This window comes from Streptomyces sp. NPDC091289 (assembly GCF_044757365.1).
In the GTDB taxonomy this organism is placed as follows: domain Bacteria; phylum Actinomycetota; class Actinomycetes; order Streptomycetales; family Streptomycetaceae; genus Streptomyces.
Genome location: NZ_JBIVUT010000025.1, coordinates 129,534 through 151,384, shown reverse-complemented (window position 1 = coordinate 151,384; position 21,851 = coordinate 129,534). Strand labels below are relative to the sequence as shown.

Annotated in this window: 9 protein-coding genes and 2 pseudogenes; 6 read left to right on the top strand and 5 right to left on the bottom strand. The window is 72.1% G+C overall.

Features of this window, described 5'->3' with window-relative positions:
• The 3 genes and pseudogenes from ACIQPT_RS29875 to ACIQPT_RS29865 all read left to right on the top strand — a co-directional run.
• Window positions 1-1,226: pseudogene (locus ACIQPT_RS29875) on the top strand (coagulation factor 5/8 type domain-containing protein); the annotation flags it as partial.
• Window positions 1,227-1,454: 228 nt separating this feature from the next.
• A complete protein-coding gene (locus tag ACIQPT_RS29870; RefSeq protein ID WP_401160335.1) occupies window positions 1,455-1,940 on the top strand; it encodes a MarR family winged helix-turn-helix transcriptional regulator in 486 nt (161 codons plus the stop codon).
• Window positions 1,941-2,042: 102 nt separating this feature from the next.
• A complete protein-coding gene (locus tag ACIQPT_RS29865) occupies window positions 2,043-2,627 on the top strand; it encodes a hypothetical protein (protein WP_401160334.1) in 585 nt (194 codons plus the stop codon).
• A gap of 74 nt (window positions 2,628-2,701) precedes the next feature.
• On the opposite strand, the gene eno is transcribed toward ACIQPT_RS29865, so the two are convergent.
• Window positions 2,702-4,003, bottom strand: coding sequence for a phosphopyruvate hydratase (gene eno, locus ACIQPT_RS29860; protein WP_401160332.1), 1,302 nt, complete (start codon window positions 4,001-4,003; stop codon window positions 2,702-2,704).
• Window positions 4,004-4,190: 187 nt separating this feature from the next.
• Between eno and ACIQPT_RS29855 the strand changes: the two genes are divergently transcribed.
• The 3 genes and pseudogenes from ACIQPT_RS29855 (at window position 4,191) to ACIQPT_RS29845 (ending at window position 6,113) form a co-directional block, all read left to right on the top strand.
• The gene (locus tag ACIQPT_RS29855; RefSeq protein WP_401160330.1) at window positions 4,191-4,613 is read left to right on the top strand and encodes a MarR family winged helix-turn-helix transcriptional regulator; all 423 of its coding nucleotides are present in this window, start codon (window positions 4,191-4,193) and stop codon (window positions 4,611-4,613) included.
• Between the two features lie 115 nt (window positions 4,614-4,728).
• Window positions 4,729-4,947: pseudogene (locus tag ACIQPT_RS29850) on the top strand (DinB family protein); the annotation flags it as partial.
• Between the two features lie 56 nt (window positions 4,948-5,003).
• Window positions 5,004-6,113 carry an alpha/beta hydrolase-fold protein gene (locus ACIQPT_RS29845; RefSeq protein WP_401160328.1) on the top strand — a complete coding sequence of 370 codons (1,110 nt, stop codon included), beginning with the start codon at window positions 5,004-5,006 and terminating at the stop codon, window positions 6,111-6,113.
• 78 nt (window positions 6,114-6,191) lie between these two features.
• On the opposite strand, the gene ACIQPT_RS29840 is transcribed toward ACIQPT_RS29845, so the two are convergent.
• From ACIQPT_RS29840 to ACIQPT_RS29825, 4 genes are read right to left on the bottom strand one after another with little or no spacing between them, the layout of a single operon-like run.
• Window positions 6,192-7,895: an ABC transporter ATP-binding protein gene (locus ACIQPT_RS29840; protein ID WP_401160326.1), complete on the bottom strand. Its 1,704-nt coding sequence runs from the start codon at window positions 7,893-7,895 to the stop codon at window positions 6,192-6,194.
• A 5-nt stretch (window positions 7,896-7,900) separates the two neighbouring features.
• A complete protein-coding gene (locus ACIQPT_RS29835; protein WP_401160324.1) occupies window positions 7,901-18,808 on the bottom strand; it encodes an amino acid adenylation domain-containing protein in 10,908 nt (3,635 codons plus the stop codon).
• Window positions 18,809-18,865: 57 nt separating this feature from the next.
• Window positions 18,866-20,653, bottom strand: a complete 1,788-nt coding sequence (locus tag ACIQPT_RS29830; RefSeq protein WP_401160322.1) for an ABC transporter ATP-binding protein — start codon at window positions 20,651-20,653, stop codon at window positions 18,866-18,868.
• 46 nt (window positions 20,654-20,699) lie between these two features.
• Entirely contained in the window at window positions 20,700-21,752 is a 1,053-nt protein-coding gene (locus ACIQPT_RS29825) for an iron-siderophore ABC transporter substrate-binding protein (protein ID WP_401160320.1), read from the bottom strand.
• Window positions 21,753-21,851 lie beyond the last annotated feature (99 nt).

The window sequence follows — 21,851 nt, the reverse complement described above, 5'->3', positions numbered from 1 at the left end:
GCGGCGGCTACATCGCCGACAGCAAGATCGACGGCGAGGTCGGACCGTACTCCCAGCAGCAGTGGTACACCCGCGACAGCTCGGTGGGCGGCTGGACCAACGCCGTGTGGAACATGACGTTCTCCGGTGTCCAGGGCGCACCCGCGGCGAGCTACCCGGAGCCGCCGTACACCACGCTGGACACCACGCCCATCTCCCGCGAGAAGCCGTTCCTCTACCTCGACGGGAACGACTACAAGGTCTTCGTGCCGCAGAAGCGTGAGAACGCGCGCGGCGTCTCCTGGGACGGCGGCGCCCAGCAGGGCGAGTCCATCCCGCTGAACCGCTTCTACGTCGTCAAGCAGGGCGCCACGGCCGCGACGATCAACGCCGCGCTCGCGCAGGGGCTGAACCTGCTGTTCACGCCCGGCGTCTACCACATCGACCAGACCATCAACGTGAACCGGGCCGACACGGTCGTCCTGGGCCTCGGCCTCGCCACGATCATCCCGGACAACGGCGTGACGGCGATGAAGGTCGCCGACGTCGACGGGGTGAAGCTGGCGGGCTTCCTCATCGACGCCGGCCCGGTCAACTCGGAGACGCTGCTGGAGGTCGGGCCGCAGGGCGCGTCCGCCGATCACTCGGCCAACCCCACGTCGCTGCAGGACGTGTTCGTGCGGATCGGCGGCGCGGGTCCCGGCAAGGCGACCACGAGCATCGTGGTGAACAGCGACGACACGATCATCGACCACACGTGGGTGTGGCGTGCGGACCACGGTGAGGGCTGGGGCTGGGAGACCAACCGGGCCGACTACGGCGTCCGCGTCAACGGCGACGACGTCCTGGCCACCGGCCTGTTCGTCGAGCACTTCAACAAGTACGACGTGGAGTGGTACGGCGAGCGCGGCCGCACGATCTTCTTCCAGAACGAGAAGGCCTACGACGCACCCAACCAGGCCGCCATCCAGAACGGCGACACGAAGGGCTACGCGGCCTACCGGGTCGACGATTCGGTCGAACAGCACGAGGGCTGGGGCATGGGCAGCTACTGCTACTACAACGTCGACCCGACGATCGTCCAGGGCCACGGCTTCAAGGCCCCGGTGAAGCCCGGCGTGAAGTTCCACAACCTGCTCGTCGTCTCGCTCGGCGGCAACGGCCAGTACGAGCACGTCATCAACACCACCGGCTCCCCCACCTCGGGAACGTCGACGGTCCCTTCGACCGTCGTCAACTTCCCCTGACCCGGGCCTCTTCGGCCCGGACCCGGTGACCCGGGAGCGGTGAGACGGTCCGGTGTCCGGCGGCCCGGACCGGCCTTGCCGCGAACGGAGGGCGGCCTCCGGTGGACGTAACTGTCTACCGGAGGCCGCCCGTTCGGCGTCTCGGGGGCGCCGCTCGGGCGCAGCCGTACGGTGTGCCGTCGCATGCGCAGATGCTCGCGCACCCCGGGGGAATGTAGCGTCGCGATCATGAAACCGTTGACGGGCACCACCACCGATCAGGCTCCGGCGGATCCGGCCGCCACCGAGGACATGCCGGCCACTCAACCCATCGGCTACTGGAGCGGCCGGGCTCACGCCGCGGTCACCCGGCAGTTGCGGGACGCCATGGCGAGGATCGACGTCACGCAGCCGCAGTACTGGGTGCTCAACCGGGTGAACAGCGGTCCCGCGGAGCCGAGTCGCGACGAGGTGATCAGTCAATTGACCTCCCTCGCCGACGGACCGTACGAGATCGCCAGAGTGATCGACCAGTTGCTGCACCGCGCATGGCTCCGCGTCGACGCCGAGCAACGCCTGCACCTCACCGAGGCCGGGGAGGAGGCCAGAGTCCGGTTGCGTGCGCTGGTGACCGAGCAGCGCGCCGTGGTCCACGAGGGCATCAGCGACGAGCAGTACGTGGCCGCGCTCAAGGTGCTGCGCAGGATGATCGCCAACGTCGAGGGGGACGGGTGAGTCCGGGAAGCGCCTCGCCGGTCGGGGCCGGAGAGTGCACCGGGTGTCCTCCATGTGGAGGGACGCGCATGTTCACGCCGTCGAGCTGTCCGGCCGTCAGCCATGGCAGACGGGTTCATCCAGTGGTACCGGGAAGCCGCGACCGCTGCGGCCTTCGCCGAACAGGTCGCTCTCTTCGCGGAGTTCGGGATCAGGATCGTGCATCCGGTCAGGGGTGCGGCCATGGTGCTCGACATCGAAGGTGACGACGTCCTGATGCGCCCGGAGGAGCTGGGCAGCCTGCTGGGCCTGCGCATCGCCTCCCTCACGTTCAATTGGTGGCTGACCTCGGACACGAATGTGATCGACGCCTACGCGCCCGAGGCCCTGGGCCGAGAGACGCAGACGCTGTGGCTGGACGGCCTCTGCCCCGACGAGGCGCAGCGCGTCGAGGCGGCCGTCGCCTCCGCCGCGACGCGCCTGCCCGTGCCGACCCGTGCCGTGATCGTCGACCGGTACGGGATCTCCGACCCCGACGACTGGGATGCGCTCGCGCTGTACGACGGGACGGACATCCCGGTCCTCCCGGACCGCGTGATCGCCCAGGAGCCGATCGCGGAGAGGATCCTGCGCGCCGCCGCCCCTGGCCTGACCCGGGAGGAGGAGGCGGGAGGCCTGGTCCGGCTGGCCCCCGTCCGCCCGGCGTAAGGTGGCCCCAGGTCTGGGCACCTTCACGACGGTGCGGCGTACGAACCCGCGTCGCGGCGGTGGGCGGTGGGCGGTCAGGAGCGGGACAGCAGCGCCCCGCCCGCGTACTGCGCCGACTCGCCCAACTCTTCCTCGATCCGGATCAGTTGGTTGTACTTGGCGGTGCGGTCGGAACGGGACAGCGAGCCGGTCTTGATCTGGCCGCAGCCCGTCGCCACCGCCAGGTCCGCGATCGTGGTGTCCTCCGTCTCGCCGGAGCGGTGGGACATCACGGCACTCCAGCCCGCACGGCGCGCGGTGGCGACCGTGGCGAGGGCTTCGGTCAGGGTGCCGATCTGGTTGACCTTCACCAGGACCGAGTTGCCGACGCCGGTACGGATGCCCTCGCGCACCTGCGCCTCGTCGGTGCAGAACACGTCGTCGCCGGTGAGCTGGCAGCGGTGGCCGACGCGGGCGGTCAGCTCGCGCCAGCCGTCCATGTCGTCCTCGGCCATCGGGTCCTCGATGGAGACGATCGGGTACGCGTCGATCAGCTTGACCAGGTAGTCGACCTGTTCGGAGGGGGTCCGGCGCACACCCTCGCCCGCGTACACGTACGCCCCGTCGCGGAAGAACTCCGACGAGGCCGGGTCCATGATCAGGCCGATGTCCGCGCCGGGACGGTATCCGGTGCGTTCGACGGCGCTCAGGACGAAGTCGAGCGCCTCCTCGGCGGTGCGCAGCGCGGGCGCGAAGCCGCCTTCGTCGCCGACGCCGGTGGCATGTCCGGCGGCGAGCAGGTCGCGCCGCAGGGTGTGGAAGATCTCGGAACCCATGCGGACGGCCTCCGCGAAGGTCTTCGCACCCACCGGCGCGATCATGAACTCCTGGAAGTCCAGCGGATTGTCGGCGTGCGCCCCGCCGTTGATGATGTTCATCATCGGCAGCGGCAGAAGGCGGGCGTCGGCGCCGCCCAGATAGCGGTAGAGCGGCTGGCGGTGGGCCGCCGCGGCGGCCTTGGCGGCGGCGAGGGAGACCCCGAGGACCGCGTTCGCACCGAGCCGGGACTTGCCGGGTGTGCCGTCGAGCGCGACGAGCGCGGCGTCCAGGCCCGCCTGGTCGTCCGCGTCGCGGCCCACGACCGCGGCCGCGATCTCCCCGTTGACGTGGGCGACCGCACGGTCGACTCCCTTGCCGTGCCACTGCCCGGCGTCCCCGTCGCGCAGCTCCACGGCCTCCCGGGCCCCGGTGGAAGCGCCCGACGGGACCGCCGCCCGGCCGAGGGACCCGTCGGCGAGGCGGACGTCGGCCTCGACGGTGGGGTTGCCCCGGCTGTCGATGATCCGGCGGGCGGTGACGGACTGGATGGCGGTGGGCTCAGCTGCCTTGTGGGCCATGCGAGGTCCTTCCGTAGTCACATGCCGCGGCACTGGTGCGACAGCGCCGGCGCGAGCCGCGACAGCGCAACTCTACAGCAATGCTGTTCAGATTGACTGTTTAGCTTTGCTGTTGAGCTTTGCTGTGCAGCTGTGCTGTGCAGGTGACCTGCACAGACTCGCTGGCGGCCGCGGGTTAAAGTGCCCTATGCCCACCCCGGAACCCGCCACCGTCGCCGCCGATCTGCGCACCGCCATGGGTAAACTCGCGCGGCGCGTGAAGCAGGAGGACCGGATCCCGCACGGCCAGGTCGCCGTTCTGGGCGTCCTCGACCGGGACGGGGCCATGACCACGAGCGACCTCGCAGCGGACCAGCGCGTGCGCCCCCAGTCGATGGCCCGTGCGGTCGGACTCCTCATGGACCAAGGTCTCCTCGTCCGCCGGGCGCACCCGACGGACGGCCGCAAGTCCCTCGTCGACCTCTCCGAGGCGGGGCGGGCGGCGCTCGGGGCCGAGCGCGACCGCCGGGCCGACTGGCTCGCCCGGGCCATCGACCTCGAACTCAGCGCGGAGGAGCAGGAAACGCTCGCGCACAGCGTCGCCTTGATGGAGCGGCTCGCCGCGTACTAGCGGGTGGCTGCTCGCGGGAACTCGCGGGAAAGCGCGTTGTCGGGGGCGTACGGATATGTCAGGGTCGCCCGGTGGACGCTTCGCGATGTGACCTTCTGCGCCGGCAGTTCGATCAGAGGGAGCCATCGGCTGGTTGCGTGAGCTCCGGGAGGCGTGGCCGGGCGTGCTGGAAGGCCTCGACGACGCGGCCCTCGATGCCACCGCCCCGTTCCCCTGGGAGCAGGACCCCGACCGCACCGTCGCGGACATGGCCGCATGGGTGAACGCCGAACCGATGAAGAACGTGGCGGAGATCGGGCAGCTCCGTATGCTGCGCGCGGCGTCCTCGGGCTGACCCACAGGCCTCGGCGTCCCCAACTGCCGTGAGGGGCATTGGGTTAGGGTCCCCTTATGACCGCTTCCCACCGGGGCCACACCGCCGACGCCGAGAAGCCCTTCGCCGCCTTCGGTCTGCCGGGCCGCCCCGGCACCGACGCGTTCTGGGCCGCGGCGCGGACGCCCGCGTCGATCCCCGTCGGCGACGGCTGGCGGACCCTCTTCCTGTGGCGCGGCGCCGAGGCCGTGCTCGACTTCGAGAGCTGGTCGCCGCCCGTGCCGCTGCTCCGCTGGGAGGGTACGGACTGCTGGTACGCCGAAGTGCCCATGCCGGCGCGGCTGCGGGTGACCTACCGCGTCCTCGTGGGCGACGCGGCCCACGCCGATCCGTTCAACCCGGCCGGCGCGGGCGGCGACCGGTCCATCGCCGCGACGCCGGACGCCCCGCCGCAGCCGCACTGGCCGGACCTCGGGGCGGACGATGTGCTGCCCCTCCCCCGCACTCGGATCCGCTGGAACAGCGACCGGCTCGGCGGGCGGCGCACCGTGCGGGTCCATCCCGTGGGCGGTGGCGGTCCTGTGGTGCTGCTGCTCGACGGGGACGACTGGCTGCATCTGCACCCGGCCGTGACCGCCTTCGACGCCGCCGTCGCCGCGGGTGACCTGCCCCCGGTCACTCTCGTCTTCCTGCCGGCCAAAGACCGGGAGGCCGAGTTCGGCTGTCGCCCCGCGCTGTGGGAGGCGGTCCGGGACGAACTGCTGCCGCTGGTGGGCGGCTGCGGGGTGCCGGCCGACCTGGACCGGCTGGTGGTGGCCGGGCAGAGCCTGGGCGGGCTGAGCGCGCTCTACGCGGCGCTGGAGTTCCCGGAGCTGGTCTCGCGGGTCGCCTGCCAGTCGGGGTCCTTCTGGTGGGCGCCCGGAGCCGTGAACCTGCCGGATCCGCTGGGCGGGACGGTCGGCGGTGCGATCGTCGAGCGGCTGCGCCGGGGCGCCGACCTGTCGCGGCTGCGGTGCGCGTTCGACGTCGGGGAGCACGAGCGCCCGATGCTGCCGCACTGCGAGCTGACCGAGACGCTGACCGAGGAGGCCGGCGCCACGGTGCGGGTGTCGCGTTCGGCGTCGGGGCACGACCGGGCGGGCTGGCGGCACGCCCTGCTCAGGGATGTCGCCTGGGCGCTCGGCTGAGCCACCACCGGGAGGGGCGGCGGCTCAGCACTGGCCGGTGGCTCAGCACTGGCCGGTGGCTCAGCACTGGCCGGTGGCTCACCTGGCCACGGCCAGGCAGTACGCCTCGTCCCCCGCGAGCAGGTTGCGGTGGGTGTCCTCGGCGGTGATGACGCCCCCGTCCAGGACGAGCACCCGGTCCGCCGCGTCCAGGAGCGCCGGACTGCTGGTCAGCACGAGCGTGGTGCGGCCGCGACGCAGCTTGGCAACGTTGCGCGCGATGAGCTGTTCGGTGACCGCGTCGACGGCCGTCGTCGGATCGTGCAGCACCAGCACCTCGGTTTCGGCGGCCAACGCCCGCGCCAGGGAGAGCCGTTGGCGCTGTCCGCCGGAGAGGTTCGCGCCCCGGTCGCGGACCGCGTAGTCGAGCCCCTCGCGGTGGAGGGCGACGACGTCGGTGAGCATGGACGCCTCCACGGCCTCCGCGATCGACCGCCCACTGCCCGACGGGTCGATGTTCGTCCGGAGAGTGCCGGCGAAAATCTCCCCGTCGTACGGGTTCACCAGCAGGTGTTCGCGGACCGCCTCGATCGACAGGTCACCGAGCTCCCGGCCGCCGACCCGCACCACTCCCCCGTACGCCTTAGGGGCGACGTTCACCGCGAGGACGGCGGCGAGTTCGGCCGCCGCGCGCGGTTGATAGGCGGCGATGGCCACGAACTCACCGGCCGGAACGGTGAACTCGATCCCTTGGAGCGTCCCGTGGCGTACGCCGTCGACCTCCAGGTTCCCGCCGGGCTCGGGGCGCTCGGGCCCCGGCGTCGTCACGGGCGGCGCGGTGAGGACCAGGGCCATCCGCTCGGCCGAAGCGCGGGCCATCATCACGTACTTGGGCATCTCGGAGAACATCTTGAGCGGCTCCATGATGAACTGCGCGAGGCCCACGGCCATGACGAGTTCCCCGATGGTGATCCGCCCCTCGAACGCCAGCCAGCCCGCCGTCAGGGAGACGGCCGCGGCGAGGACCGCGTTGAGGGCCAGTGCGGTGCCCGCGTACGTCCCGTTCACCCGGGCGACGGTGATCGCCTGGCGCTTGGCGTCCGTGCTGACCTTGCGGTAGGCGCCGAAGGCGGCGTGGTTGCCGCCGAAGCCGTGCAGTGGGCGCAGCCCGATGATCAGGTCGGCGACCTTGGCGCCGGCCCGGGCCACCCGGGCCTGCTGTTCCTGTGTGCTGGCCCCGATCCGCTTGGACAGCACGGCGAGGACCGACAGGATCGCGACGGTCCCCACGATGACCAGCAGACCGAGCCGGAGGTCGGCCAGGCTCAGGGCGACCGCCGCGACGACCACCGCGACCAGTGAACTGATCAGCAGCGGCACCACCTCGATGATGTCGGCGGTCTGGTCGGCGTCCTCGGTGGCGATGGTCAGGATCTCGCCGGACTTCAGCCCGTCCACGTCCCTGGCCACCGGCTGGAGCCCGCAGGCGGCCACCTGCACCCGCCAGCGGTGCGCCTCGGTCGTGTTGGCCTTCTGCAGCACGCGCATGCCGAACCGCCACGACAGGGACACCGTCGTGATGATCACGGCCAGCGAGCCGATCGAGACGCCGAGCGAACCGAGGCTGCGGTCCTGCATCGTGTGCTCGACGATCAGTCCGAGCGCGATGGGGAACGCGGTCTCGGCCGCCTGGTACAGGCCCATGAGGACGGTGCCCGCGATCATGGCGCCGATGTTGCGGCGCAGTGCCGTCCGCAGGATGGCGGCCCCCGGGCGGGGCCGTGTGGTGTCAGGAGTCTTCATCAGGGTCAGGAATTCTCATCAAGGTGGCGGGCAATCGCTTCCGGGGTTCGCAGGGTGAACAGATCGCGGATGGTGATGACAGGACCGTACTCGCGGCGGAGCAGCCCGATCAGCCGCACCGCCAGCATGGAGTGCCCGCCGAGGGACACGAAGTCGCTCACCGCGCTGACCTCGTCGTCGTCGAGGTCGAGCGCCTCGGCGAAGAACTCGCAGACCACACTCTCGGTCTCGGTCTCCGGGCCGCGCTCGCCCGCCGTGGTCAGGGCGCCGAGCGGCCTTGCCTCGGGCAGCGCCTTGGTGTCGGCCTTCCCGTTCACGGTCAGCGGGATGCTGTCGACCTGGGCGAAGTGCGTCGGGCGCAGGAAGTCCGGCAGTCCGGCGCCCACCTCGCCCGCGACCTGTGCGAGGTCGGCGGAGCCCGCCAGGACGAGATAGGCGGCCAGCCGGTACGCGCCGTCGACCCCCGGGTCGGGCTGGGCGACGGCGGCGACGAAGCGGACCGCCGGGTGGGCCGCGAACACGGCCTCGACCTCGCCGAGTTCGACCCGGTGGCCGCGGATCTTGACCTGCTGGTCGGTGCGGCCCAGATAGGCGATGTTCCCGTCGGGCCGGCGGATCACCAGGTCCCCGGTGCGGTACATGCGCTCCCCGGGTGCCCCGAACGGGCAGGCGACGAAGCGGTGCGCGGTCTGGGCGCTGCGGCCGAGATAGCCGCGGGCGATGCCGACGCCCGCCACGTACAGCTCGCCGGGGACCCCGTCGGGCAGCGGTCGCAGCCAGGGGTCCAGGACGTACACCTCGGTGTTGTCGATGGCCACCCCGACGACCGGGTCCTGGCACTCGAAGGTGCCGACGCCGAGGGTGTTGATGGTGTATTCGGTGGGCCCGTACAGGTTGTAGCCGACGGTGCCCTCGGTCTCGGCGAGCCGCTGCCACAGGGTCGGGGTGACGGCCTCGCCGCCCAGCAGCACCAGCGCGGGCCGCCGCTCGGGGTCCTCCAGGAGCCCTTCGGCCACCAACTGCTGGGCGTAGGTGGGTGTCACGTTGATGACGTCGATGCCGTGCTCGACGCAGTACTGCACCAGCCGGGGTGCGTCGCGGCGCAACTCCTCGTCACAGATGTGGACTTCGTGGCCGTCGGCGAGCCACAGCAGCTCCTCCCACGACATGTCGAACGCGAAGGACACAGTGTGCGCGATCCGGAAGACCCGGTGATCGTGCTCGGCGAGGACCGGCTCGAAGATGCGGCGCTGATGGTTGATCAGCATGTTGGTGAGCCCGGCGTACTCGGTCACCACGCCCTTCGGCTTCCCGGTCGATCCCGAGGTGTAGATGGTGTACGCGGGGTGGCGCAGGCGGTCCGGGTCGTCCGGCGCGAACGTCGTGTACGGATCCGCCTCCGGCAACGGGCGGTCCAGCTCGATGAGTTCGCCGGTCAGCCGGGGCGACACCGCGCTCACGGTGAGGATCACCTCGGGCCGGGCGTCCTCGACGATCGCCGCGATCCGCTCGTCGGGGTGGTCCAGCTCCAGCGGCACATAGGCGGCTCCGACGCGCAGGACCGCGAACAGCGCGGCGATCCAGTCGAGGGAGCGCGGGATCGCCAGGCCCACGGTGCTCTCGGGGCCGATGCCCCGCAGAGCGAGGACGCCCGCCACGGCCCGGCTGCGGTCCCGGAGTTCGGCGAAGGTCATGGTCGTACCGTCGGCGACGAGCGCGACCCGCTCGGGATCGCGGTCGGCCGCGAGGTCGAAGCGGTCGACGACGGTGTCGGTGCCGACCTCGGTGCGCACGGCGGGTTCGGGGTCCGGTCCCAGGCCGCGCAGTGCGCCCAGCGGGCCGGTCGCCCGTGCCAGGTCCTCCAGGACGCGCAGGTAGTCGTCGAGGAGGGCGCGGGCGCTGTCGGGGTCGCCATGGCGGTGTTCCAGCTTGACCGTGAGCCGGTCGCCGGGCGTGACGACCCAGGTGTAGGGGTAGTGGGTGGAGTCGTCGGCCTGCACGGAGGCGATGCCGTGGCGGGCGTTCATCGCGGCGAACGCGTCCAGGTCCAGGAAGTTCTGGAGCACGAACAGGTTGTCGAACAGGGTGTCGTGCCCGCCGGCCCGCTGGATCTCGCCGAGTCCCAGGTGCTCATGGTCCATCGCCGCCACCCGGGCCGCCTGCACGGCCGACAGATAGGCGTCGACCGAGTCGTCGGGCCGGGCCCGCGTCCACAGGGGCACGGTGTTGAGCAGGACGCCGACGATGTCGCCGTGCCCCTCGCCCTCGCGGCCCGAGACGGTGACGCCGAACACGGCGTCGGGTCGGCCGGTACGGGCTCCGAGGAGGAGACCGAAGGCGCCGGTCAGCACCGAGTTCAGCGTGACGCCCCGGTCCCGGGCCGTCGCGCGCAGCAGGTCCGTCAGCTCGGCGGAGAGGGTGTGCACGAGCGGTTGCGGCAGTTCCTCGCTGAGGGCCGGGGCCGGTCCGGCGAGCAGTGTCGGGCCGGGCAGGCCGGCCAGGTGGTCCGCCCAGAAGCGTTCCGATACGGCCGGGTCCTTGGCGGCGAGCGTCCGGGCGTACTCCTCGAAGCCCGGCACGGCCGGGGTCGCGTCCCACGGCTCGCCCGCGACGACGGCCTCGTACGCGTCGAACAGATCGCGCAGCAGGATCTCGCGGGACCAGCCGTCCCAGAGCAGCAGGTGGTAGCTGAGCAGCAGGCCGTCGTGGCCGTCGGGCCGGCGCACCACGGTCATCCGGACGAGCGGCGGCTCTCCGGGGTCGAAGCCGCGCTCGCGGTCCCGGCTGCGCAGGGCCTCGATCTCGGCGTCCGTCGCCAGGTCGACGGTGTGGACGGCGACCCGTCGGCCGGCCTTGAGGACCTGGACCGGGTTCCCGTCGTCGTCGGTGGTGAACCCGGCGCCGACGACGGGGTGGCGGGCGATCACGTACGCCATCGCCTCGGCCAGCGCGTCGGTGTCCAGGCGGCGGTCGAAGGTGAACCAGCTCTGGGCGACGTAGTGTCCGGCCACGCCCGCCATCTGGGCCTGGAAGAACAGGCCGCGCTGGAGCGGGGTGACCGGGGCCGTGCGCTCGGCCGTCGCGGACGCGTCGCCGAGCTGTTCCAGGGCGGCCAGCCAGTGTTCGGTGATCGCGTCGGGCACGCCCTCGGCGAGGGTGAAGTCCGCGTGGAGGGAGCCGGTGGTCTCGTCGGTCCAGGCGTTGACCTCGACGGCGTACGGGCTACCGCCCTGGTCGCCGCCGGTGATCCGCAGGGCCTCCGATTCGCCGCCCCGGCCGAGGTAGTTGAACAGGACCTGCGGCCGGGCGGTCAGCAACGGGGCCGTCTGCGGGTTCAGATACCTGAGCCGGCCGTAGACGACATGCCCGTCCTCGTCCGGCTGCCGCTCGGCGATCTCGCGGGCCGCGGCGACGGGGTCGGTGTGGGCGGTGAGGCGTACGGGGGCGATGGAGGTGAACCAGCCGACGGTACGGGAGTAGTCGTGGCCCTCCCGGGCCGGAACCCGGCCGTGCCGCTCCAGCTCGACGGCGAGGTCGGTGGGCTCGGGCTGGATCCGGGTCAGCGCGGTGCGCAGGGCTCCGCAGAGCAGCTCGGTGAGGCCGAGGCCGAGTGCTCCGGGCGCGCTGCGCGTGACCCGGTCGCTCGCCCCGGGCGGCAGGACGGCCGTCCGCTCGCGGAGGCTCTGGACCGTGGGCAGCAGGGGCGGGGCCTGGAGGGTGGTGATCCACTGGCCGAGGCCCTCGGCCGACTCCGCCGACCGTACGGCCAGCGCTTCGGCGTACGCGGCGTAGGGCGTGGTCGGCGGCGGCAGCGCGGCCCCGCTCAGGGCGGTGGCCAGATCGTCGAGGATGACCAGCCAGGACACCGCGTCCACGGCGAGGTGGTGGGCGGTGACGACCAGGGTGCGGCTCGCCGCGAGCCAGGAGAACGCGATGACGTCCCCGGCCTCGGGGTCCAGCCGTCCGGCGGCCTCATGGGCGGCGGCCGTCGCGTCGGCGGAGCTCTGCAGCACGACGGCTGCGACGGCGGCCTCGCGGGCGGGTTCGGTGCGCAGGGCCCACACGCCGTGCTCGACGTGCAGCCGCAGCCGCAGGGCCGGGTGGGCGGCCACGACGGCGTTCGCCGCGCGCCGGATGTCGGCGAGACCGGTTTCCTCGGCGACGGGCAACGCCCTGGCCTGGGCGAACCGGTCGAGCGAGCCGCCCAGTGCGCGTTGGCGCAGGATGATCGGCGTGAGGGGCAGGGGGCCGTCCTCGCGGCGGGAGGGCGCCGTCGTCGGCGCGGGTCCCGGGGTGCGCGTCGCGAGGTGGCCGGCGAGGGCGCGGGGCGTCTTGAACAGGAACACGTCCCGGGGCGCGATCGGCAGGCCGAGCGCCCGGGCCCGGTTGATCACGGTGATGGCGACGATGCTGTCGCCCCCGGCGCCGAAGAAGTCGGTGTCGGCGTCCACGGTCGCGCCGGGCAGGGCCTCGGCGAAGATGCCGGTCAGGGCGGTGAGGGCGGTCGAGGCGTCGGACGTGCCCGTGGCCGCCGGAGTGTCCGGCTGTGCGGCCCGCGCGGTGAGCGCCTCGCGGTCCAGCTTGCCGTTGACCGTCAGCGGCAGCACGTCGACCGGGAGCACCCGGCCCGGCACCATGTGCACGGGGAGCTTGGCGGAGAGCAGTGCGGTGAGGTCGGCGGGCGGCTCGCCGACGACGTGGGCGACCAGATGGTCGCCGCTGTCCGCCACGGTGACGGCCACATCGACGACGCCGTCCACCTCCCGTACAGCGTTCTCCACTTCGCCGAGCTCGATGCGGAATCCCTTGAGCTGCACCTGGTCGTCGGCGCGGCCCGCGAACTCCAGCTCGCCGTCGAGGGTCCGGCGGGCGAGGTCGCCCGTGTGGTACATGCGGGAGCCGTCCGCCGCGAACGGATCCGCCACGAACCGTCCGGCGGTGAGCCCGGGGCGGCCGAGGTAGCCGAGGGACACCTGGTCGCCCGCGACATAGATGGCGCCCACCCGGCCCGGCGGCACCGGTCGCAGCCGGTCGTCGAGCAGATAGGTGGTCAGGCCGGGGATCGGGCCGCCGATGGGGCTGGCGTCGTCGTCGCGGGCGAAGTCCTCGTCGCTAAGCACCCGGTGGGTGACATGGACCGTGGTTTCGGTGATGCCGTACATGTTGACCAGCTCGGGCGTCGCGGTGCCGTGCCGCTCGACCCAGCCGCGCAGCCGCCCGAGGTCGAGCGCCTCGCCGCCGAAGATGATGCGGCGCAGCGCACCGGCCGGTTCGCCGGAGCGCAGATCGGCCTCGATGAACTGGTAGAAGGCGGACGGGGTCTGGTTGAGGACGGTCACACCGCGTTCCCGGACCAGCCGGTGGAAGTCGACGGGCGAGCGGGTCAGCCCGTAGTCCGGCACCAGCAGTTCGCCGCCGCGCGCGAGTGCGCCCCACAGCTCCCAGACGGCGAAGTCGAAGGAGAACGAGTGGAATTGGACCCAGACGTCGTCGGGGCAGAAGTCCATGTCCGGCCGGGTGTTGGCGAGGAGCGCCGTCACGGCGGAGTGCGGGACGACGACGCCCTTGGGCCGGCCGGTGGAGCCGGAGGTGTAGATGACGTACGCCGGGTCGCCCGGGCGGACCTCGGGGACGGTGGTGTCCAGCGGGAGGTCGTCGCCCTGGACGATGACGCGGGCGCTCACGCCCGCGCGGTCCAGCAGCCGGGTGAAGCGGCCTTGCTGCTCCCGGTCGACGAGGACGACCTGCGGGGCGGCGTCGGCGAGGATGTACTCCAGCCGTTCGTCCGGGTACGCCAGGTCCAGCGGGACGTACGCGCCCCCGGCGGTGACGACGGCGACCAGGGCGACGACCTGTTCCAGGGAGCGTGGGACGGCGACGGCGACCCGCTGCCCGGGGCCGACCCCGGCGGCACGCAGGGCGGCCGCCAACTGCGTCTTCGCGTCGGACAGTTCGCCGTACGTGAGGGAGCGGGCGCTGCCGTCCAGGGCGCACTGGGTGACGGCGGTGGCCGCCGGGTCGCGGTGTGCGGCGGCGTCGAACAGCTCGCCCAGGGTCGACGGGGTCACCCGTTCCGGGGTCCGGCCGGTCGCGGGGGCCAGTGTGTCGACCGGGGCGTCGGGGCGGTCGAGCAGCTCGGTGAGGCTCCGGGTGAAGGTGCGCAGGATCGCCTCGGCACCCGCGGGGCGCAGGAGTTCACCGTCGTAGATCAGGTTGAAGCGCGCGCGGCCGTCCGGCGAGCGCTCGACCACGAGCGTCAACGGGTAGTGCGGGGCACCCTCGTTGACGATGTCGGTGATGGTGAGGGTGTCGTCCGGTCGGCGCAGGGCGTCCACGTCGGTGGCGACGTCGAACACCACCAGGGTGTCGAAGAGGGAGCCCTGTCCGCTCTGCCGGCCGATCCGCGCCAGGGAGACGTGCTGGTGCGGCAGCACCGCACCCTGGTGCAGCTTCACCGCGTCGAGCAGCTCGCCCGCGGTATCGTCCGGGGACCAACGGGCGCGCACCGGAATGGTGTTGATGAAGAGGCCCACCATGTCGCGGATGCCGGGGACCTCGGCGTCGCGGCCGGAGACGGTGGAGCCGAAGACGACGTCCCTGCTGTGCAGGAGCCCGCCCAGGGTCGCCGCCCACGCGCTGTGCACGGCCACGCTCAAGGACACTCCGGCCGAGCGCGCGGCCACGTCGATGTCGTCGGCGGGTTCGACCGCGATGTCGGCGAACCGTTCGGAGGGGGTGTGGCCCTCGGCGACCAGGGAGGGGCCCGGCAGTCCGGCGAGCTCCTCGCCCCACACCCGGTCGCTCTCGTCCTGGTCGCGTCCGGCGAGCCAGTCCACATAGTCGCGGTAGCCGCCGGTCGCGTACACGGATCCCGGCGCGTGGTACTCGGCCAGCAGCGTGCGGAGCATCGGCGGCACCGACCAGCCGTCCGCGATGATGTGGTGCACGGTCTGCACCAGGACGGTGCGGCCCGCGCCGGCGCGGATGAGCGTGTAGCGCATCAGGGGGCCGGTGGCGAGGTCGAACCCGGCCCGGCGGTCCCGCTCGGCGAGGTCGCGGATCTCCTCGTCGGTGAGGCCGGGGCGGTCCAGCGCGGTGAAGGGCGCGCTCCTGCCGCTCTCGACGACGGAGACGACCCGGCCGTCCGCGAGGGCCGTGAACCGGGCGGCCAGGTTGGGGTAGAGCGTGAGCAGCCGGGTGGCCGCCGCCGCCAGCCGGTCGGCGTCCACATCGCCGTCGAGCGTGAGCAGTTGCTGCTCGACGTAGCTGCCCGTGGCGTCGTCGTCGAAGACGGAGTGGAAGTAGAGGCCCTCCTGCAGCGGGGTGAGCGGCAGGATGTCGTGCAGCGCCGGGCTGTCCAGGGCGTCGACGTCGGCCTGGGTCAGCGGCACCAGCGGGAAGTCGCTGGGGGTGTGGCCGCCCTCTTCGAGCGCGGCGAGTGCGGTGAGGGCCGAGCCGAAGTGGTCGCCGAGAGCGGTGATGTCCTCGTCGGTGAACACGCCCTCGGGCCAGGAGATGGTGGTGGCCAGCTCGTAGGCGCCGTTCGCGTCGGGTTCGGCGATCGCGTTGAACTCCAGGGCGCGCGGCAGCCGCATCAGCGGGTCGCGCTTCTCGCCCAACTGCCCGGTCGTTCCGGTCGGTTGCCAGTTCTCGGAGCCGCCCGCGTCGAAGCGGCCCAGGTAGTTGAAGAGCACCTGCGGCGCGGGGGCGGCCGGTCCGTCGCCGGTCAGATAGCGCAGGGCGCCGTAGGAGAGGCCGTTGCCCGGGACCCGGGCGAGGTCCTCCTTGACCGCCTTGAGGGCGGCTGTGAGGTAGCCGGGCGCGGTGAGGTCGCTCGCCGTGCCGGGGTCCACGGTGACGGGGAAGAGGGTGGTGAACCAGCCCACGGTGCGCGACAGTTCGGGTTCAAATCCGGCCGCGTCCGCGACGAAGCGGCCCTCACGGCCGTGCCCTTCCAGCTCGATGTGGGCGAACGTCTGGCCCTGTCCCCGGTCGCGGCGCCACCGGGCGAGGGCGACGGCCAGCGCGGTCAGCAGGACGTCGTTGACGCCCGCGTGGAACTTCGCGGGGATCTCGCCGAGCAGCGCCGCCGTGACCCCTGATCCGACGGTGACGGTCCGGGTCCGCTCCCGTTCCACGGTGTCGGTCGCGGTGAGGGCACGCCTGCCGAGCGGCGCGTCGGCGGCGGGCAGCGGCCTCGCGTAGTGGGTCCGGTCCGGGGCGAACGGCGTGCGGCCCAGCAACTGGGTCCAGCGCCTGAACGACGTGCCCACCGGGGGCAGTTCGACGGGTTCTCCCGAGGAGTGCTGACGCCAGGCGGTGGCGAGATCGTCCATCAGGATCCGCCAGGACACGCCGTCGACCACCACATGGTGGGCGACCAGGACGAGCTGCCGTGCCGCGCGGCGCCAGACGGCCCGCAGCATGACGCCGTTGTCCGGGTCGAGCGCCGTGGTGGCGAGGGCGACGCACTCGGTCAGTGGGGCGTCGCTCGGCTCCCAGCAGGGGGCGGTCCGCCCGGCCGGCGGGATGTCGAAGCCCCAGCGCTCGCCGCGTACCAGCTTGGCGCGGAGCATGTCGTGCCGGGCGAGAACGGCGGCGAGGATGTCGTCGAGGGCTTCGGCGGTCAGCTCCGCCGGGGTGTTGAGGACGACGGACTGGACGAAGCCGTCGATCGCGTCCGTGGTCTCGCCGAGCCACTGCACGATGGGCGATCCCACGACGGAGCCGGTGCCGACGTCGCCGTGGTCCACGGCGGCGGCCTCACGGCTCGCCACCGCCGCCAGCGCCCCGACGACGGTATGGGTGAAGATCTGGCGTGCGCTCACATGGAGGCCGGCCTCGCGCAGGGCGCTGAGCAGGGAGATCGCCAGGATGCTGTCCCCGCCGAGCTGGAAGAAGTCCTGGTCCACGCCGACCTCGTCCAGCCGCAGCACCGCCGCGACGGCCTCGCACACCAGGCGCTCGTTCTCGGTGGCGGGCGCCACGGCGGCTCCGGTGCCCACGGAGGGTTCCGGGAGCGCGTTCCGGTCGATCTTGCCGTTCGCGGTGAGGGGGAACTCCGTCAGCACGACCAGGTGGGCGGGCACCATGTACTCGACCATGTGGGCGGCGGCCCAGGCCGTGACCGCGTCCGCGTTCAGCTCCTCGTGGCCGGCGGACGGGATGACGTAGCCGACCAGATAGGTGCCGCCCGCCGTGTTCTTCTTCGCGACGACGCAACTGTGCCGTACGCCGGGGTGTTCGGCGAGGCCTGCCTCGACGTCCTCGATCTCCAGCCGCATCCCGCGGATCTTGATCTGGTTGTCGGCGCGGCCGAGGAAGTCCAGCGACCCGTCCGGGGCGTACCGCGCCAGGTCGCCGGTGCGGTAGAGCCGGGATCCGTCCGAGGCGAAGGGGTTGGCCACGAAGCGGGAGGCGGTGAGGCCGGGTGCGCCCACGTATCCGCGTCCCAGGAGGAGGCCTCCGGCGTACAGTTCGCCGCCGACGCCGACCGGTACGGGGCGCAGTTCGTCGTCGAGGACGTAGAGCTGGGTGTTGGGGTTGGCCCTGCCGATGGAGGTCGACAGGCGTTCGGCGGCGCCCCGGTAGATGACGTGGGAGACGCCGATGGTCGTCTCGGCGGGTCCGTAGCCGTGGTAGAGCGGGATGTCGAGCCGGGCGCGGAAACGCTCGTACAGCTCCGGGGTGAGCACCTCGCCGCCGCACCAGACGTGCCGCAGGCTGTCGAGGCGGCCGGAATCGCCCGCGATCTCCAGGAGGACGTCCAGCATGGACGAGACCAGGTAGGTGAAGGTGACGCGCTGTTCGGCGATGACGCCGAGCAGATGGTGCGGGTCGCGTTCGCCGCCGGGCCGCAGGATCACGAGGCGGCCGCCGGTGACGAGCGGCAGGAAGATCTCGTTGATGGAGATGTCGAAGGAGAGCGGGGCCTTGAAGAGCGACGCGTCGTCGTGGCCGAAGTGGAGGATCTCGCCGGACTGCCAGAGCAGGCGCTCGCTGATCGCCTCGTGCCGGATCATGGCGCCCTTGGGCCGTCCGGTGGAGCCGGAAGTGAAGATCACGTAGGCCAGGGCGTCGCCGGGGACGGTCGCGTCGGGCGCGTCCGCCGGATGGGCCCCGTACTTCCAGTCGCCGAGGTCGACGGCGACGGCGTCCGGTTCCCCGGCACCGGCCTTGCCCGTGGCGTCGAGCTGCAGCACGACCCGGGCGTCCTCGGCGACGACGGCCCGGCGGGCGGCCGGCCACTGGGGGTCGAGGGGGACGAACGCGCCCCTGGCCTGGAGGGCGGCGAGGAGGCCGATGACCATCTCGGCGGAGCGGCCGAGCGAGATACCGACGACCTGTTCGGGTTCGAGGCCGCGCTCGAGGAGGTGATGGGCCAACTGGGCCGACTGTTCGGCTGCTTGCCGGTACGTCAGTGAGCGGTGCTCGTCGACGATCGCGACGGCGTCCGGCCGCAGGCGCGCCTGTTCGCGGAACATCTCCATGATGGTCGGGCGGGGCCGGTCGGCCCGGGTGTCGTTCCACCGGGCGAGCTCCTCGATCCTCGCCCGAGGACCGGAGGGGCCTATGGCGCCGACGGGCCGGTCCGGGAAGTCCGCCAGGTCGTCCAGTGCTTGCTGCGCGTCGGCACGGTCGACGCCGGGCGGCACCGTGATGTGGAGACTCTCCGCGTCGGTCTCCCAGGCCCCCGTCCCGCTCCCGCCGTTGTGGATCCATCCGAGGAGGTCGGGGAAGGGCGTGGCGGGGGTGAGGTCCATGCCGGCCGGGCCGGCGCCGGTCGCCCAGTACGCGAGTCCGACGGCGCACGCCTCGACCACGGTGCGGTCGCTGTAGTCGCCGATCCGCCGGCGTACGGTGGCCAGCCGGGCGGGGGACAGCAGTACGCGCGAAGCGCTCGGTTCCGTCATCGACGTCTCAGCATCCTTCCGAGGTATGCGAGTTGACCTGGCCTGGGGCCGGTTTGCCTAACTTCCTTCTCGCCACGCACGCCACAGCCGGGCGTACCGGCCGCCCAGCTCCACCAGCTCGCTGTGCGTTCCCTCCTCGACCACGCGCCCCTCGTCCAGCACGGCGATCCGGTCCGCGGCCATCGCCTGGGTCAGGCGGTGGGCCACGAACAGCGTGGTCCGGCCGGAGCAGGCGGCCAGCACGGCGCGTTCCAGCTCGGCGGCGCCCTCGCTGCCCGCCTCGGCGGTCGACTCGTCGAGCACGACCACCGGTGACCGGCTGAGCATCAGCCGGGCCAGGGCGATCTGGGCGACCTTGGTGACGTCCAGGCGCTCGCCGCCCTCGCCGACCATGGCGTGCAGACCGTCGGGGAGCAGTTCGACCCAGGCTCCGGCGCCGACCGTACGCAGCGCGTCCAGCAGTTCGTCGTCGCTCGCGTCGGGTGCGGCGAGCCGCAGGTCGTCGGCGAGCGGACCGGAGAACACATGGGTCTCCTGGGTCAGGATGCTCACCAGGGCGCGGGCCCCGGCCTCGTCCATGGTCGCGAGGTCGTGCGTGCCGATGCGCACCGACCCGGCCTGCGGTCTCCCGATGCCGGCGATGAGTGCGGCCAGGGTCGACTTGCCGGCGCCCGTCGCCCCGACCAGGGCGAGCGAACCGCCGGCCGGAATGGACAGGGACACCTCCCGCAGCACCGGGTCCTCGGACCCGGGATAGCTGAAGGTCAGCCCCTCCACCGTGACCGGGTACGGGGCGACGTCGGCGGGCAGGACGGAACCGTCGCCCACCAGCCGCTCCTCGGAGGGCTCGTGGAACACACCGACCAGGCGGGTGAGGCTGGCGCCGGACTTCTGCGCCTCGTCGAAGGTGAACATGATGGCGCCCAGCGGGGTGAACAGGCGGTGGAACATCAGCGGGGCGGCCGACACCTCGCCCAGGGTGGCGGCGTCCGCCTCCAGGAGGGCGTAACCGACGACCAGGATCAGGACGAGGCCGATGAACTCGGCCCGGTTCTCCCGGCCGACGAACCGCCCGAAGAAGCGGAACACCTCGACGCCGAGGTTGCGCACCCGCCAGGACTCGTCGGTGACCTTCTCGCGTACGGCGCCCTCCAGGCGGTACGCCCGGACCGTGTCGATCCCGTTGAGTCCGCTGATCAGCGCCTGGGCACGGTCGGCCTGGGCCACCCGCTGCTTGCGGTAGAGGGGCGCGGAGCGGGGCAGGTACCAGCGCAGCGCCAGTGCGTACGCGGGCAGGGCGCAGGCTCCGGCCAGGCCGAGCCGCCAGTCGAGTCCGAACATGCCGATCGTCGCGATGGCGACCAGGACACCGGCCGAGAACACAGTGGGGATGGCCGTCCGGATGCCCTTGGAGATGACGGCCACGTCGTCGCCGACGCGGGACAGCACGTCCCCCCGGCCGACCTCTTCGACGCGTGAGCTGGGCATCCCCAGCACGGCGCGGACGGCTTGTTCCCGGAGCCGTGCGAGGAGTTCGGCCCCGAGCTTCCCGATCAGGAAGGTGGAGGCCGCGGTGGCCGCCGCGCCGAACAGCGCGGCGGCCACCATCAGCACCCCGACGGTGAGCAGTATCGAGCGTGATTCACCGCCGACCACCCCGTCGACGACCCGGCCGAGCAGCAGCACGGGCAGCACTTGGAGCGCGGCTCCGGCCACCGTGGTGAGGACGGTGGAGGCCGTCAGCCACGGGGCCTGCCGGCAGTGCCGGGCCACCCAGCGGGAGGCTTCGCCTCCGGTGGCCGTGTGCAGGGTCGTGGGGGCGACGCGGGTGTCGGTGGCAGTCACACGGAGACCAAATCTCGCCGGGGAGCGGGGCGGCGGGTCGTCATCTCTACTTGACCGACGTGACGAGCTCGTCGATCGCGTACGGCAGGGAGAGCAGGGTGCCCTGGGACATCGCCGCCCCGATCGCGGGGCCCTCGCTGTCCAGCAGGTAGGAGACGTTGCCGTTCTTGACGGCGGGCAGGTTGTTGAACAGCTCGAACTTCTTGAGCGCGTCCGTGTCCGCCTTGTCGTTGATGACGAAGATGCGGTCGACGTCGATCAGGTCGATGCGCTCGGGCGAGAGTTCGGTGGAGAAGTTGCCGTCCGCGATCTTGTCGATCTCGGTCTGGTAGGTGAATCCGGTGCCCGTCACGAGCCGGCCACGTACATCGGTGGAGGTGAACGCCGAGATGGAGTCCTTGTACCAGGACAGCGCGACGGCGGTCTTACCGCCGAACTCGGGGTGGTCCTTCTTGGCGGTGTCCAGCTTGGTCTGGATGCCCTTGACCAGTTCGGCGCCCTCCTTCTCCTTGCCGAGCGCCTTGGCGATGTGCACCGCGTTGTCCTGCCACGGGGCGCTGAAGAGTTCCTTCTCGCCCTTGGTGCGGCCGACGGTCGGGGCGATCTTGGAGAGCTTCTCGTAGGCCGCCTTGTCGACCTCGGAGTAGACCGCGATGATCAGGTCCGGGCGCAGGGAGGCGATCTTCTCGAAGTTGGGGCCGGCGTCGCCGTTCTTCATGACGACGTCGGGGCGGGTGTCGCCCCACTGGTCCTTCACCCAGGGCCACTGCGTGTTGATGTCGGGCGACTGGCCGGTGGGGTTCGGGTACTGGTCGACCATGCCGACCGGCTTGATGCCGAACGCCAGGACGGCCTGGTCGTCGGTGTAGCCGACGGTGACGACCCGCTTGGGTGCCTTGGCGACCTCGGTGGATCCGAACGCGTGCTCCACGGTGACCGGGAACGCTCCCTCGGCCGCGGCCGGGGCGTCGTCGTTCTTCTTCTCGTCCGCCGAGTCGCTGCCGCATCCCGCGAGGAGACCGACGCCGAGGGTGGCGGCGGACACGGCCGCGGCCAGCCGCTGCCACGGCTTCACCAGCGTCGTTCTATGGAGAGACATCCGGAATCCCTTGCTTTCGCGCTGTCCACTGCGCCCCGGTATGAGGGCAGCCAGACTGTACCCCGAGCAAGTGAGGTCAGCCTAGCCTTACTGGATAAC